This is a genomic window from Spirosoma pulveris (assembly GCF_054781875.1).
The window spans coordinates 30,186-46,436 of the sequence record NZ_BAAGTO010000018.1; the positions used below are offsets into that span (position 1 = coordinate 30,186).

Below are 16,251 nucleotides of genomic sequence, written 5' to 3' on the forward strand. Positions count from 1 at the left end.
CCGGGCCAGGGACGTCAGGCCGGACCAATCCAAGCCGGGGTCGGAATCCACAGCCGGAAGTAGGTGCCGTGCCGGGTCGTCAGGCTCATCTCGCCCTCTAATTGGCCGGTCAGTTCACGAATCAGTCGTTGGCCAAAGGAGCCTTTTCGCCGGGAAACAGCCGGGGCTGAACGCTCCAGTCCGGGACTCTCCAGTCCGGGACCCTCCAGTCCGGGACCCTCCAGTCCGGGACCCTCCAGTCCGGGACCCTCCAGTCCGGGACCCTCCAGTCCGGGACCCTCCAGTCCGGGACCCTCCAGTCCGGGACCCTCCAGTCCGGGACTCTCCAGTCCGGGACCATTATCCTGAACCTCAATCAGTAAGCCGGTACCCGAGCCATCCGTTACCGGCTGGAGCCGAACATTCAGCGTAGGTTTCTCTACGTTGATGTAGGCGTATTTAAAGGCATTGGTCAGCACTTCGTTCAGAATCAGCCCCAGGGGTACGGCCACATCCACATCCAGATGGATATCCGCTACCTCGAGCTGACAGTCGAAGGTGGCAGGGTCAAACCCGTAGCCCAGCAACAGGTTCTCGGTGAGTTCGGTCACGTAGACTTTGATGGGCACATCGGCCAGGTTCTCGCTCTGGTAAAACTGTTGGTGAATCAATGAGAGGGCTTCTACCCGCCGTTGGCCATCCTGTACGGCCTCTACCGCCCGGGGGTCGTCGAGTCGTTTGGACTGCATCCGCAACAGGCTCGAGATGATGGCCAGGTTATTTTTGACCCGGTGGTGCAGTTCCTGCATTAGAATGCCCAACCGGTCGGACTGCTGGCTGATCTGCCGGTTATTTTCGCTAATCTGCTGGTTGGAGCTTCTCAGCCGGGCGTTCACCCGCCGGATGACGCGGTATTGCCACAGAACCAGACCCAGCAGGGTGATTAGCCCAGTCAGGCCGACCGCCTGCCGACTGATTTGGGTCAACTGACGCTGGTTATCAATACTTAACTGGTTAATGCGCACCTGTTTCTGAGCGGTCTGGTAGCGGGCTTCTACTTCGGCAAGCTGCCGGTTTTTCTCTACGCTCAACAGCGCATTTCGGGCCAGATTGCTCAGCCGTTCGTAAGCCAGGGCCCGTTTGTACTGGCCCCTGGCTTCGGCAATGTGCGTTAGGGATTCATAGACGTGCATACGGTGTTCATCCTGGCGTTCAGGGTCATAGGCAATACGGCTCAGGGCTAGGTTGGCGTAGTGTGCAGCTTCGTCCAGCCGGTTCAGTCGTCGCAGCGGTTCGGGCAGGTGGATGTATGCGTAGAGTTCCCGTCGCTTATCGCCCTGCTGGAGACTGTAGGCCAGACACTGGCGAAAGGTTTCTTCGGCTTGGCGGTACTGCCCCTTTTTGGTCAACAAAATGCCGTAACCATCTAGGTAACTATAAAAGCTTGTCCATCGCCGGGATACCCAGAGAACGGTCATGGCCTTTCGACTATAGGCCAGGGCAGAGTCCAGTTTGCCGGCACTTACGAAATCATCCGCTTTATCGGCATACATAAACGTCAGCATGAAGAGTTGATGATACTGGCGTTGTACCCTAGCCGCCTGCCGATGGTAGGCCTCTTTTTTAGTCAGATTCTGAAGGTTACTGTACACGGCGCAAATGTGGACACAGAGTTGTTGTTGCTGTTCAAAAGCATACGTGGCCTGATAGATAGCCAGTGCCTGGAGGAAAAAATCAACGGACCGGACAAGATTGCCGTTGGTTTCTTCCATATACCCTAAGTGCTCGTAGAATCGGGCCGTCCAGGCAGTTAAATGAGCTTGGCGGGCTACCCGGAGCGAAGCTTGTAAGAGGGTCCTGGCTTCAGCGAAGCGGGAATGTTCGCTCAGAAATACGGCATACTGGTCAGCCCAGACCAATCGCTGCACGGGCGTAAGGCTCGCCATCCGCCGTTGAAAGAGGCTATCGTAATCTATTAGCGGTAGGGGGTGTGCCCAACTGCTGAAGCTCAGCATCAAGAAAAAAAGAAACAGACGGGCACGCATAGAACTACTGAATGTTGAAGTGGCGCAAAAAGTCGGGCTTGTAGAGCCGGCCCAGGGGCAGGCATAGCGTGGTGAGGCACACCTCCCGCTCGTTGAAGGTACTCACCCGATTCAGATTGATCGCATAGGAGCGGTGGATGCGAATCAGCTGGGGGAAGTTAAGCCGGTCCAGCACGTGGCCAATGGTTAGCCGTAAGACGTAGCGGTGTTGGGGGGTCACTATCGTCGTATAGGAGCCATCGGCCTGGATATAGTCAATGGCATCGAGGCTGATTTTGACGAATTGATAGTTATGTTTGATAAACACCGCGTCGTCAATCCGCAGAATGGGCTCGGAGCGGGCCTCCTCTTTGACCGCAGGCCGACTCGTCAGGGAAGGCCGCGGTTCGGGCGCCGTAGTCACCAACTGGGTAAAGTTTCGCAGGGCCAGTTCAATAGCGGCCCGCAGGCCGGGTACGGTGACGGGCTTAATGAGGTAAGCCGATGGGTAGAGCCGCATGGCGCGGTCGAGCGTGACTTTATCGGTTAGGGCCGTCAGAAAGATGATAGGAATGGGCCGTTCGGCCAGTAGGCGTTCCGCCGTTTCGATGCCGTCCCAATCGCCTTTGATATGAATATCGCACAGGGCCAGGTCCAGCCGGTTTAGCTGATGCAGGCTCAGGGCTTTGGGGCCGTTGTTGGCCGTTCCCATCACGAAATAGCCTTCTTCTTCCAGCAAATCGCTCAGGTCCATGGCAAGCATCGCTTCATCTTCAATAATCAGAATGTTGATCGGGTCACTCATGGCTCAGGGTAAGGTAAGGTAGTGGATTGAAACGGTATCCCGGATACCCGTCAGTGCATCGGTGCTGAACTGCCCAGTTACGTAACCCGAGGTGTCGGTTTGCCAGGTAATCGACAAATCTGCCCGTTTAATTAATTGGTCGGGCGTTTCTGGGGGCGCGTACCGGTAAATTTCTACGCGCCGGGCTCCTTCCTGGCTGATGGGAAAGACCTCTCCCCAGGTAATCCAAGGGTGCCTGTTGAGGTCATAGGGTACGCCCCGTATTAACTGATAAGGACTGAATACCGACGAATCAAAGTCCCGCCGTATGATCCGATAATAAAGCAGGTTGTGGTCGTTGCGCACGTCGAGTTGCACATACCGCCCCTGTTGATCCAACTGGTATTGGGTCGAGTAAGCCATCAGGCCACTGTCGTTGAGCGGCCTACCCTGTAGCCCAGTAATCTGCCCCTTCGCATTGGTGCTGACCTGATAGCGATAGATAGGCTGACTATCCTGAATAAAGACGATTTCTACCAACAGTCCGTTCTTGTAGGTATATTGACTGAAGCCCCGCTCACCGCGTACTTGGTCCAGCAGGCCCGCTTTGGTGTACATAAGTTGCTGGTTGAGGGGCTGATCTTTCAGCGTAAACGTGTGTTCAATGGCTGAACAGGCGCTTAGCTGCTGGCGGGAATTAAATGTATAGGTATAGTAGTTGGTGTTATAGGCATGCCATACTACCTGGTGAACCCGGCGTTTGGGACGGAGAGGAGTCGCCCGAACGGATAAAGTATCGGCGTTGGTCATACTGTTTTGATGATCGGTGGTTGTGCAGGCAAACACGGCTATCAACAGCAGGGAGATGAACAGGGGGATTTTTAAGGGGTCTATCGGACGCAGCATGGGTAGACGGGAAAGGCTACTCAAGGTACGTCAATTTATCAAACACTGAGTAAAGCTATGTGTCAACCGTATGGCATTTACCTGAAAAGTAAGCAGTGGAATTTAAGGGTACCAATAAATAGGCATAAACGACGGGGCCACGTACATGAACGACCTGAATAAAGTAGTGGCCAGTTCCCCCGGTCAGCCATAAATCTGGATTATGAGAGTTGGCTTTATGCCTGTATGTATTGAGTATTTTCTATCTTGGTCAAAATGCCAAGTCTGCTGATCCTATGGAGTAAGACTTAATTAGTCTATTTAGCTGCCTATTCTCCGGATAGTGATGGACAGGTAATTAAAGCCCGTGTCTTATAAAACCCTCCTACGTGAGACGATAAGTTTCTTAAGCTTGGATTGACCATACCACAACACACATTGGCCACAAAAACAACTTTACAACGTATGCCATTCCTATACAAAGCCAAGTTGAGCACAGAGACTGCCTAAGCTGATAGAATACCTCGCTTGTGCCATCAAACGGCTTTAGGAAAACACATGACCAGATTGACCTAACCGTAGCGACTATAACATATATAGAAAAGTGACATTTTCTATATATATTGCGTATAATATACATAGATAACGTCTCCTTTTTATGCATATGTGCTCAGGAAGTTTTTGTCCCTACCGTTTTTATGGCATTTGTTTTAACACCTCTTCCGCCAACGATTGATCTGGAAACCCGCCCCGTGCTTCGCAAAGCGGCGGCCGCCCATCGGTATCTGGCAGAACTCAAGGGGGTAGCCGCTACGATTCCCAATGAATCGATCCTGATCAACACGCTGGCGCTTCAGGAGGCAAAAGACTCCTCGGCCGTTGAAAATATTATTACCACCCATGACGATCTGTTTAGAGCCGAACTCTTCACCGATACCGCTACCAGTCCGGCAACCAAAGAAGTACAACGCTATGCCAGTGCCCTAAAAAAAGGATTTGCCTTCGTGCGGCAACAAAAGCTGCTGACGTTGCGACACATTATCGCCATTCAGCAGGAATTGGAGCAGAATAATGCCGGTTTTCGACGGTTACCGGGCACAACCCTCCGGAACGGACAAACCGGAGAGGTCGTCTACACGCCCCCGCAGGAAGCTGACCAGATTGCCAGCCTGATGGCTAACCTCGAAGCGTTTATCAACGACGACACCCTATTCGATGCCGACCCGCTGGTAAAGATGGCAATTGTGCATTACCAGTTTGAAAGCATCCACCCCTTTTACGATGGAAACGGGCGTACGGGGCGAATTATCAATATGCTGTATCTGGTGCAGCAAGACCTGCTCCATTTGCCTATCCTCTACATGAGTCGGTACATTATTCAGCATAAGAGCGGCTACTACGAACGGCTACAGGCCGTGCGCGACCAACAGGATTGGGAGGGCTGGCTGCTGTATATGCTGGATGGGGTCGAACAAACGGCCCGACAAACCATTGTGCTGGTAGAGGCCATTCGGGAGCTAATGCTGCACTACAAGCACACGCTGCGACAGCGGTTGCCCAAGCTCTACAGTCAGGACTTACTGAACAACTTGTTTCAGCATCCGTACACCAAGATTGATTTTCTGATGGCGGACTTGCACGTGACACGCTTGACGGCCACGCGCTATCTGGACTTACTAACCGAGCAGGGCTTAGTGCATAAACAGAAGATTGGGCGAAGTAATTACTACATCAATCAAGCGTTGATGAAACTGTTTGTGGATGTAGGCCATAGCCAACCGGTTGGGCCTACTCCCTTGATTCAGACAACGTCTCAAAGCTAGCAAGGATATATTGATACGTAGCCTGGCAGGAGGAAACTAAAGGCTGCCCCATCTATATGCTTCATAATTCGGGCGTTATTTGATACGTTGTCGCTTTAGCAAGATAAGCTTGTCGGCAGAAGGTAAAAGCTACTGTTTGTTCATTCTATTGCCCAACGACCACATAGGGATTGATTCACTTAGGTAGGGAATTGCCAGAATTTTTGTGAAGAACTTAATGATTAGTCGTTATAATCCAAGTGAAAACGTTATTACACTCTATCCGAAGTATAGCTCAATCCAATTAGAAATGGGGACAGACCGAAATGACGCACGCTAAACAACCCAGAAGGACTACTCGCACAAAAAAGGACTCGCCCAAGCAGGCAAGCCCTTTCGGTCTCCTATTGTCAAATTAAGTTCTCGCCTCGGCTCCTGAGCTGAAGACATGTAGTCAGGCTTTTAGGGGTAAGACCAGCCGTGCCTTTTTTACATGGCCTGACGACTCATCAAGCGCAGGCTTCTTATCGTTATTTAGCCAATAGTTAGCTAATCTCAGTCGCTAAGAGGCAGTTAATCATTCGACAAACCCCTAGTTCGGTGCCAGTTATAAATCTGCCGTTCGGGGTTATGTCGGTTACTCGATCCACTTGTTTGAGAAACCTATGGTAGAACAAATCACCACGCTCTGGCTGTTGATCCACAACGGTATAGGCCACATCGCGGTAGACGATTGAAAACTGATCCATAAAGAGTTTTAATAGGCTGTACTGGACAAAGGAATCGTGTCCTCTTCTAAGAAGAGTTTCAAACCATGCGTAAAGCTACAACGCTTCATTCGACCACTCAATAAAAGGGAGAAAACAAAAGCAGGCCCCACAAGCACTTGCCAGACGAATTGGCACTGCCTGGCAGAAAGAACAGGCCTTTCGTTTCTCTGAATTGCTCTTGGCAACGGCCCTAATGGCCAAGCAAGTCGGAAAGTACTCCAACGATGAGGGTGTTAACCGCCCTACCGTAACGAAATCAGTATAGCCAGCGAATAAATAAACAATAACCCTTATTTCACCCGCTGGTTTACTTACTAAATCAATCAACGTTCATGAAAAATAAGTTCGTCGCTCATCTCCAATTACGGCTCCTGTTGGCTTGTTCAGTTATGCTGGCCTTCACCGCTTGCCAGGATCACCGCCTTCCCCAACCGGGTCAAACCATCCAACCGACGGGCCCCAAGTCCGACTGGGGCCCAACCATTAGCCCCCAGATGCAGGCCGTCATCGAAGAACTAGGCCGGCTGGCGCCCACCCCCATCGAGCAGTTAACCCCTCAACAGGCCCGCCAGCAACCCTCCTTCAAAGATGCCGTCAATTCGCTACTCGACAAAAATAAAATCCCTCACCCTACGGCCAATGTTACGGTGAGTCAGCAAATGATTCCGGGCGCGGGGGGTACACCCATTCGGATTGTCATTTATAAACCCAACAATGTATCGGGAACACTACCCGTCATCGTCTACTATCATGGGGGTGGCTGGGTGATTGCCAGTCCCGAAGTGTATGAATACTCCACCCTGGCACTGGCCGAAGAGACAGGGGCCATTGTGGTGTCAGTCGATTATCGACTGGCGCCCGAGAACAAATTTCCAACCGCGCACGAAGACGCCTTTGCGGCCTACAAGTGGGTGAAGCAAAATGCGACCAGCCTCAATGGTGATCCCGCTAAAGTAGCGGTGGCCGGGGAAAGTGCGGGCGGGAATATGGCCCTTACGGTAAGCATGATGGCCCGCGATCAAAACATTGGGTTGCCGGTTCATATCTTATCGGTGTTCCCCGTGGCGAATAACGACCTGAACACCCCGTCGTATTTGCAATATGCTAATGCCAAGCCCCTGAGTAAAGCCGGTGTGCAGTATTTTGTGGCTAATTATTTCAACTCGCCCGCTGATGGGGACAGTCCGTTGATCTCGCTGGTGGATGTGGCCAATCTAAGTGGTTTACCCCCCACCACCATCATTGGGGCGGAGATTGATCCTCTGCAGAGCGAAGGCATGCAATTGCGGGATAAGCTGCAGTCGGTGGGCGTGCCTGTTACGTACCAACTCTTTACGGGTGTAACGCATGAATTCTTTGGCATGTATGCCCTGGTGCCCCAGGCCCAGGCTGCTCAGGAACTGGCGGCCACCCAATTGCTTAATGCCTTTAAATAAGGGTATTGGATTACTGACCTGTAAGCAGGTCAGTAATCCAATGTTCTAAGCTGCCCCAGGTTGGCTTATAAGCCTAAAACTTAACTCGACAACCTTCCATGGGAATAGTTGTCGAGTTTTTTTTCGCACCGGCCCGTTCATAGCCTAATAAGTCATTAAGATGCGTATTCATATTGGATTTTGACTAGATTTTCTAGTAGCATACGGTTAATTTAGGAAGGCGATAGAGTAGGCACCACTTACTCTGTAGAAGGGGACAAAAAATAAAAAAGTGGCTTTTTGATCTGATTCACCTACACTTTATTCATGGCTTCGAAGGCCTTTCACTTGGTTCCCTCTTCCGGCTGCATATACTCCGATTCGCCGCGCCCTTGGAGATCAACAACCGATTCGATTACTCCTTTCAAGAGGGCATTTATGGCTAGCCGTTGAGAAATTAGTAATGATTGGTTCCCCGGAAAGCAAGACAAGACAAAGACTTTCCGGCCGTAAGTTACCAGAGCCAACCAGACACAGGCTCCTAGTTTAGGCACCGCTGATTCGCCATTTTCACTAAGGCTTGGTGGGTTGCATTTTGATTGAGCACGTCCATCGCTTGGTGAATTGAGCTTAACTGCTGCCCCGGTGTGAGTTTTAGCCGTCTAGCTATGGAGGGATAAATAGTCAAAGAGAACTGATGGTAATATACGTTGATACGCATGTAAGTGACTGGTAACGGGTGAGGCGTGCCTTATTTAGACCTGACTCACCTAGGTTTGTCACCAGAGCGACCCTACCCGCCCTAAAAGGGGTATTTTTGCCAAACGAACAAATTTATACGGTAAGCAACTATGTATAGGCAAATTCTGATTTTCAACGATACAACCAAGCATTTATCAATTCTGATTTCCTTTTTGATAAGGGCGGCTACCCTCTTTGATTGTGCAGAATAACCTTTTTGAAGCCCCTTTTTAAACACCCTATTTTATAAGGCGCTGATTATTAATAATCCAGCTATTTGAACTATGAAACCCACCGTCTGCGGCTGCGATTGCTTACCATATAAATCCGCCAATTTAGCTAAAGAACCCCTAAAAAACCCTTTTACAGAAGTAACTCGCTGCATGTGCTAATTTTCCAAGCGGCTTAGTAAACCCATCGCGGTAAAAGTACGCCAGCCGGGTCGATACACAGCCCTAGGGCGGATTGCCGCAGAAGGGGTAAGCCGCCTTGTCGATAAAATCCGGCCACTTGTAGCCGTAGCAGGCTAAGACGAGTTAAATATTGGTATACGCCGAGAAAGCCACTTAAGTGCGTTTAGGGTAGGGCTGACCCTTAAACATAACATATGATCGATGCTATGAGAAAAACTCTCCAGACTGACCGCATGCAGTAAAGCAGCAATCTGCCCGTATAGTGTAATGACGAACCGACGCGTCAGCAGCATGACATCCACCGGGTATACAAAGCAGGTGATCGGCCGGGTCATCCTCGGAAAAGCCGTGATGTCATGTGGCAGCACATAGGCCAAGCGGCTAAATGCGTAAGAATTAGTCAGATCGAGTAGGACCGGATTCTCAATCGAAATCGGTCCGAAACAGCATCGGGATAGTGCTTAAGTAGTTCACTGGCAATTAATAACCAAAAGTTCGCTAAGTGACTAAACTGGAAATTCGAGGATCGTTAACTAGCTGACAGGACGCGGTCAACTCAAGGTGAAATCACCCGTCAGCCGAATCCGAAATCCGCTGATCAACCCTATCGAACTGTCCACTCAACCAGGGGCCAACAAACGACAGGTGACCACTACTTCGGTGCTGCCGCCCCCGCCCATGACGGAAGATCCCCTAGGAGGGGTCTGGACTTGAGCCCTTGGGGAAGCAAGAAGCGACGGCTTACCCCTCGCTCACCAGCTGCCGTGCCTGAGCTCACCACGACCGGCTTTTTGTAGGCCGTCCCCCCCCCAAGAGGCGGCAGATACCGGGCGGCCCGCAGCCGGGCCGCTAAGTGGGTTGACTCAGTATGCCCTTTGATGTACCGCTCAATCACCAAAGCGGCGATGGGAGAGGCCACATCGCCCCCCCAACCGGCGTTTTCCACAAACACCGCTACCGCAATCGTGGGCTCGTTCATCGGCGCAAAGCCTAAAAAGATGGAGTGGTCGAACTTGGCCCCGTGTCGGGCGTTCTGGGAGGTGCCCGTTTTACCACAAATATCCAGCCCCGGTAGATTGGCCGATTTGGCACTGCCACTCACAACGGCCCGACGCATGCCATCAATGACGGGTAGGTAGTAGGGACGATCAACGCCGGTAGCCTGATGCACCCGATACTGACCAGGCAGCTGGTGACCTGCTTGGTCAACGCCTTTGAGGTAGTGAGGCGTGATAAACCAACCCCGATTGGCAATCGCAGCAGCGAGATTCGCCAGCTTCAGGGGCGTGATCAGCAGCTCCCCCTCCCCAATACTTAACGAGGATACGTAGGAGAACTTCCAGCGGTTAGCCCCCTTGTACATCTTGTCATAATACGACACGTCGGGTAGATTGCCCCGCCGCTCGCTGGGCAGATCAACGCCCAGTTTTTCCCCAATGCCAAACTTTTCTACCCGCTCGTGCCATTTAGCCAGCCCGACGGCCGAGGCTTTAAAGGGATTGGATTCGGCATTGTTATAAAGCATGCGACGAAACACATGATAGAAGTAGGGATTACACGAATTCCCGATGGCGCCCCGCAAGCTGTTGCCGCCCCGGCAGTGACAGCGCATGGGCGAACCGGCATGGCCGTAAACCGTTCCCGGTAACAGGCTCCCATCCTGTTGGGCCACCAGCGCCTGGATCAATTTGAAGGTGGAGCCCGGTCGGTAACTGGCCATGACCGGTCGATTAAAGAGGGGTTTGTAAGGGTTCCTGACCAAAGCCCCATAGTGTGCCGCCAAGTGGGGAGCCGACAACAAATCCGGATCGAAGGAAGGAGCCGATACGGAAGCCAGAATCTCACCGGTTGCCGGTTCGATGGCCACAATGGCGCCCACTTTATGGCTCATCAGGCTATCGGCAAATCGTTGCAAATCTGAATCAATGGTGGTGATCAGGTTGTGGCCCGTTATAGCCAGGGTATCATAGGCGCCCTTTTTCCAGGATCCCTTAGGCACCCCATGCACATCCTGCATCACAAACTTAACGCCCCGCCGCCCCCGCAGTTGTTCTTCATAATAGGCCTCCAATCCGGTCTGGCCAATAGCGTTTCCCAGCCGATAGTAGGGGGTTGGTTGCTCATCGAGCTTTTGGCGGGTAATCTCGCTGACATAGCCCAGCACATTGGCCAGGGTGTGGCCAGGGTACCTTCGAATGGAACTGATTTGGGCCTGAATCCCCCCATAGTCGACTAGGGCGTCCTGCAGATGGGCAAAGTCCTTTTTGGCTAGTCGTCGCAGAAAGAGCGAGGGTTTCACCCTGGAGTACTGTTTCGCGGCGCCCATCAAGCTGTCAAAGGCGGGTCTGGTCAGCTTCATCAGCTGGCAGAAAGCCGTGGTGTCGGCGATGGTCACTTTATTGGGCGTCACGTACAGATCATACACCGTTTCGTTGTCGACCAGTAGTTTCTGGTTCCGATCAAAGATTTTTCCCCGGTAAGGTATCTCATAAACTCGATTGATGGAGTTCTTGGAAGCCCCCAGCGAATAGGTATCATCCCATACCTGCATATAGAACAAGCGAGCTAAATAAAGCAGGCCCACGCTACAGAAGAGCCCAATAACCACCCACTGACGATCCTCCAACATGATTGACTACGCTTACCCGTTACCGTTGTTGCCGTTAACAAAGGTAAGGCCAATTCCGTTTGTTTTCCCATGGTCAAGCTGAGAATGAGTCTACTTAACGGGGGAGTGTAGCCCCTTGCTGCGCAAGCTCAGAGCCATTGGCCAGTAGCCCCGCCCCGGTGGTGCGGGCCGGCTATCCGACCGGCCGCTGCGATTGATTGCGTAGAAAACGGACTGAATCCCACCTGTCCTGATTCGAGACGCTAATAGGCTTTGCCGGAAAAAGGTTGCCCAATCGAGTGACTCGTATCCCATTGGCCTGACTACGCCCGAGCGCCTGGCCCAACTGATTAATGCAGCATTATTTATCTTTGAATAAAAGGCGCCTGTTTTGCCTCTCTTGCTTTGTCAGTTCATCCTTTCTTAGCCGGTACTATCCCTCCCTAGCTGATCAGCACCTGACTGTAGATGCGGCTTAAAAACCTCATATGTGTAGAAAATACTACCCTGGGCGACGTTTGTAGACGCTTTACACGGTTAATAAACCGAGTTGAATAACAAGCCTTAGCTATAAGGGTAGTTTACTATAACTACTGTTCAAAAAAAGATTACCGCTAAGTATATATATTCAACACACCCAATCACTTGGCGCTCTTTTTGTGACAGCGAGCTTATATGGCCAAGCCTTCGATAATCAATAAACTCCTGTTCTTTTTCAAACCGTGTAGAAAACCTTGCTTCGACTCCATTTAATAACCGGTTGTCTACTAGCTCTTGTTGGCTAGAGCGCTGCCCTGCTAAACTGGTTACTGGATGACCAACAAGGGGTGCTTACATCTAATCTTTTTGTGACGTTACCCGGAACCCACGGTACTGTACTCTACTTGTATGCCGGAATTCGCTTTTTCAACGATCGGATCCGCCTGTAAGTTGGCTGTAGGGCACGAGTAAACCCGGTTGTAGTCAGAAATCAACCCTACTCGGTACGCAGGCACACCGACGGTGAGGAATAATGATCAGGACTGATTACCCTGAGGGCGGCGTCTGACGAAGTAATGACACACGTTGATAGTTCTCTTATGGTACACAGAATTACGAGCCAGCTACGCTACTGCTTCATCCTGCTGCTGAGTGGCAGCCTGACCCTTAGCTATGGGCAAGCCCGCCCCTTCTCGGGAGCTAACACGGTGTTGATTACCACGGATCTGGCCGATAAGGAGGCCTATTTAACTATTGCTCGGATCCTTGCCGAGCAAGCCATTCCCTTCTCGGTGGCAAATGACTGTTTGCTGATCAGCGCCCCGGGCTATCCCTTTGACCAACGCAAAGACGTTGTTTTTGTGAGTCAGTTATCGGTCAACGCAGGGCTGGTCAAACTCACCGGTACCCTGCAGGGGGGGAAGGAAATTGGTGCGGGAGCGGAAAGCCACCCGTTAATGGTGAGGTATGGTTATGAAAAGCGGCCATCAACCTTAGCGCACCGGGGTTTTCTCTACCTCCATGAGCTAGCCCAGAAACTGCAGGCCGACCTGCACGGCGTGATTAGCTACAAAGTAGGCGGGCAACCCCTGCCCTAGCATGGCTAAGACGCGACCAGGGCTGATAGGAAGGGCACTGGCTACGCTTAGGAGTCAGCCGTGAAACCAAGGCGGCTCACTCGGTGAAAAGAGTTGATCTGACCTGACGGCTCGTGGGCTGACTACCTTTTGAAACAGCAGTTAACTAGGGGCACTGTCGGCCAGCTGATTCGTCTGTTTCTTTGCGCTCAGAAGGGGGGTATTGCTTAGGATCAGCAGTACCCTCCCAGAGCTTGATGATGAATCTGCTGGCCGACGGACTGCTTCAGCACACATTCGTAACCGAAAAGTGGGTAAAACGGACACTTCATCGAAATGCGTTCTCTTTAGCGAGGAAGTCTAAACAAATTTGTGTCGTTACATCAAAAATGAAAATTTTTTGTTTGCATAACCTCTTTCGCTAGTAAACCATGAAACTCAACGACGAAGAACTCATCCGCCAGCATTTCACCACCAATCCCGCTGTTTGCTTCGAGGCCCTCTACAACCGCTATGTGGGCAAGGTCTACAACCGGTGTCTGTCGCTGACCAAAGATGCGGAGATAGCCCAGGATTACACCCATGATATCTTTATGCGCACCTTCGACCGGCTGGACCGCTTTGAGGGCAAGTCCACCTTCTCCACCTGGCTTTACTCCATCTCCTTCAACTACTGTCTGGACCAGATCAAAGCTACCAAGCGCCTACCCATGGCGAATGTAGAGGACTATGCGACCCATCAACTAGCGGACAGCGAGGAGGAAACGCTCCTGGGGGAACGGTTGGAGCTGCTTCAGCAGGTGCTCGGCAAGCTTTCTTCGCAGGAGGTTGATCTCCTGCAGATGAAGTATCAGCAGGGCCTGCCGATCCACCAGATTGCCCGCCAGTTGGGGCTGCAGGAGAGTGCGGTTAAAATGCGCCTGAGGCGTTCCCGCCAGAAAGCCTATCAGTGCTATCAACAAGTAGCCAACCAATAGGCGGGGGACTTCTAGTTGGGTTCACGATGTGCTTTAAACCTGTAGGCTACTCACTCCGCCCGACTAGGGGGTGAAACCGCGTTGCTCGGGTGCCAGTTGGGGCTCATCCTTCAGGATAGCGCTGAACCCTTCCGCTTAAAAGGCATATCATATGTATATACCTTTCTGAACCCAGCCAAGGCTGGTTGTACAACAAAAGGCTAAAAGGACAAGGGTTTCCCCTGGTAAAAATCCAGCACCTTGTCCTTGAAAAAACTATCATATTTGGTTTGCAGGAGTTCGGACTGCGCAGCAATCAACCGACTTCGCGTCTCACTATAGCCAACCGCATCAATACCGCCCAGTTCCAGCATTTTTACGGCATACCGGTATTCCTCACTGATCGCATCGTACTGAATCTGAAGGGCCTTGAGCTTTCTGGCGGCTCCTTTGCAAGCCAGAAACGCCTGCATCACGTTGTCTCGCAGGTCCCGGTCAACTTGCTGATAGGCCAGCTGCGAAAAGCGTATATCCAGCTTGGCCCGCTGGTCGGTATTCTTCATTAAAAATCGATTGAAAATAGGCATGTAGAAGGAAAAGCCAACCTGTTGATTCAGGTTGTCTCTTAGCTGTGAACTGAACCCTTCGGGCTTATAATTAGAGGTTCTGGTGGCTAGTTGGGCCGTAAAGGCCAGCACAGGCTTAAAACTGGCTCGTTCAATTTGCCAGGCGTGGTCGGTTGACTGAACCATTGATTCGGCTGCTTTCAGCTCGGGTAGGGATGTCAAGGAAGCATCCATAACCTCATCGAGCGTTCGCTCGGCTGGCAGCCAGTAGTCAGGAAGACGGATGGTATCGACCGAGATAGCCTCCGTAAGCGGTAAGCCCATGACTTTCATTAAGTTGAAACGGGCCTTCTCCAGGCTGACCTCCGCATAAACCCCCGTTAGATCCTCCGTCGCAATCAGCGATTGAAGGGTAAGGATATCGCGTTTGCTTAGGACGCCCTTGCTGACCTGAGCCTTTACTTTCTGGTGCTGTTTAGCCAAATAAGCGGATCGCTGTTTTGCATTCCTCAGTTGTTCACCAGCCACCAATACCTCCAGAAACGAATCCATTACCTCCAGCGAAATGGCATTACGCCTTATCTGATAGGCATAGTTGGCCGTACTTATTTCCTGTCGGCTCAGCTTAAGTCGATTGGCGTTGGCGAATCCGTTGAATAGATCCAGGTTTAGGGTAAGCGAAGCCTGGTTGCCCAGATTGAACTGGTTCGACAACACATTCGTCGATGGATCAATGAGGAAGCCCCAGTTACCTGCCGAACGTACCCGGGCATCAAGGGTCGGCAGGGCCTGGTTTCTTGCTCGCTGAAACGCTAAAACCTGTTTGTCCTGAATCAGATTGGCCTGTTGCAACTGAATGTTATTGGTTTGGGCGAAGGCCAGACAATCCGCTAACGTCCAGTTCTTTTGGGCGGACGCCGTGTAGCTGAGCCAGTAACACCACAACCCGATCCAGTACTTTCTGTATCGACTGACTTTCAGCACATTACTTTTGAAGAGTAGAGTTACAGCCATATTCGTAGAAATTAGTCGTTATGGGATCTGCTTGCTTGTGCCGGACGTGACTACACTTCCTCGGCTATGAGATTGACCTGGATGACGCCGTCAACTTCTTTCAGTGAGGCCACAAACCCTTCGCTACTATAGCCTTTTTTTATCCGTACCGAGTAGGATAGCTTCATCAATGTATCCTCACCTTTCATAGACACTTTGGTGCTTATCAACTTATACTTTTTACAAAAGGAGTGTAAAATGACACTGTCGTCGAGGGGCGCTCCATGCCCGTACTGTCTAAGCACATTCAGAATAAAATCGCTCTGCCGTGTGTGGGCCAGGGCGTATGATAGGCCAACCGTGATAAGGCCAATGAGCAAACACCCGGATAAAGCCACCGCGTATAACCCCTCTCCGCAGGCTAATCCAAGGGCTAACGCAAAGAACAGAAACATGAAATCCTGTGCGCCTTTCATGGCCGACCGAAACTGGATGATCGACATAATGCCAATCATCCCAAAGGCCTGAGCCAGATTATCGCCGATCACCATCATGATGAAAGCCGTAATCATGGACAACATCACGATCGATTTGATCAGATGGATGGAATAGTTACCCCCTCGGAAGGTTGCGATATAGAAAAAAGAGACAGCGGCCCCACAAACAGTCGCTAGTACAGTATTGATGACTACCTCCCGAATGGTAATCGAAAAATTAAACACCTGCTGAAGCTCCTGATGCATAACAATGAGGGTTTAA

The 16,251-nt window shown here is 51.3% G+C and carries 10 protein-coding genes; 4 read left to right on the plus strand and 6 right to left on the minus strand.

Annotated features, from left to right (window positions below; all coding sequences use genetic code 11):
• Nucleotides 1-14: 14 nt before the first annotated feature.
• The 3 genes from ACYVJM_RS29795 to ACYVJM_RS29805 are packed head-to-tail and all read right to left on the minus strand — an operon-like array spanning nucleotide 15 to nucleotide 3,693.
• Complete coding sequence (locus tag ACYVJM_RS29795; protein ID WP_461151777.1) at nucleotides 15-2,024, minus strand: tetratricopeptide repeat-containing sensor histidine kinase; 2,010 nt, start codon at nucleotides 2,022-2,024, stop codon at nucleotides 15-17.
• 4 nt (nucleotides 2,025-2,028) lie between these two features.
• Nucleotides 2,029-2,808 carry a LytR/AlgR family response regulator transcription factor gene (locus ACYVJM_RS29800; RefSeq protein ID WP_461151778.1) on the minus strand — a complete coding sequence of 260 codons (780 nt, stop codon included), beginning with the start codon at nucleotides 2,806-2,808 and terminating at the stop codon, nucleotides 2,029-2,031.
• A 3-nt stretch (nucleotides 2,809-2,811) separates the two neighbouring features.
• Nucleotides 2,812-3,693 carry a hypothetical protein gene (locus ACYVJM_RS29805; RefSeq protein ID WP_461151779.1) on the minus strand — a complete coding sequence of 294 codons (882 nt, stop codon included), beginning with the start codon at nucleotides 3,691-3,693 and terminating at the stop codon, nucleotides 2,812-2,814.
• 677 nt (nucleotides 3,694-4,370) lie between these two features.
• On the opposite strand from ACYVJM_RS29805, the gene ACYVJM_RS29810 reads away from it, so the two are divergent.
• Nucleotides 4,371-5,495 carry a Fic family protein gene (locus tag ACYVJM_RS29810; RefSeq protein WP_461151780.1) on the plus strand — a complete coding sequence of 375 codons (1,125 nt, stop codon included), beginning with the start codon at nucleotides 4,371-4,373 and terminating at the stop codon, nucleotides 5,493-5,495.
• Between the two features lie 1,081 nt (nucleotides 5,496-6,576).
• A complete protein-coding gene (locus ACYVJM_RS29815) occupies nucleotides 6,577-7,680 on the plus strand; it encodes an alpha/beta hydrolase (protein WP_461151781.1) in 1,104 nt (367 codons plus the stop codon).
• A gap of 1,785 nt (nucleotides 7,681-9,465) precedes the next feature.
• Here the strand turns inward: ACYVJM_RS29815 and ACYVJM_RS29820 are convergent.
• Entirely contained in the window at nucleotides 9,466-11,442 is a 1,977-nt protein-coding gene (locus tag ACYVJM_RS29820) for a peptidoglycan D,D-transpeptidase FtsI family protein (RefSeq protein WP_461151782.1), read from the minus strand.
• Between the two features lie 1,058 nt (nucleotides 11,443-12,500).
• Here ACYVJM_RS29820 and ACYVJM_RS29825 point away from each other — a divergent pair.
• Both ACYVJM_RS29825 and ACYVJM_RS29830 read left to right on the plus strand, forming a co-directional pair.
• The gene (locus ACYVJM_RS29825) at nucleotides 12,501-12,998 is read left to right on the plus strand and encodes a hypothetical protein (protein ID WP_461151783.1); all 498 of its coding nucleotides are present in this window, start codon (nucleotides 12,501-12,503) and stop codon (nucleotides 12,996-12,998) included.
• A 410-nt stretch (nucleotides 12,999-13,408) separates the two neighbouring features.
• A complete protein-coding gene (locus ACYVJM_RS29830; RefSeq protein ID WP_461151784.1) occupies nucleotides 13,409-13,954 on the plus strand; it encodes an RNA polymerase sigma factor in 546 nt (181 codons plus the stop codon).
• Nucleotides 13,955-14,154: 200 nt separating this feature from the next.
• Here the strand turns inward: ACYVJM_RS29830 and ACYVJM_RS29835 are convergent, their stop codons facing one another.
• Together ACYVJM_RS29835 and ACYVJM_RS29840 are read right to left on the minus strand one after the other, a co-directional pair.
• Nucleotides 14,155-15,513 (minus strand): TolC family protein, encoded by a 1,359-nt coding sequence (locus tag ACYVJM_RS29835; protein ID WP_461151785.1) that lies wholly within the window; start codon nucleotides 15,511-15,513, stop codon nucleotides 14,155-14,157.
• A gap of 50 nt (nucleotides 15,514-15,563) precedes the next feature.
• Complete coding sequence (locus tag ACYVJM_RS29840; protein ID WP_461151786.1) at nucleotides 15,564-16,235, minus strand: DUF4956 domain-containing protein; 672 nt, start codon at nucleotides 16,233-16,235, stop codon at nucleotides 15,564-15,566.
• Between the last annotated feature and the right edge of the window lie 16 nt (nucleotides 16,236-16,251).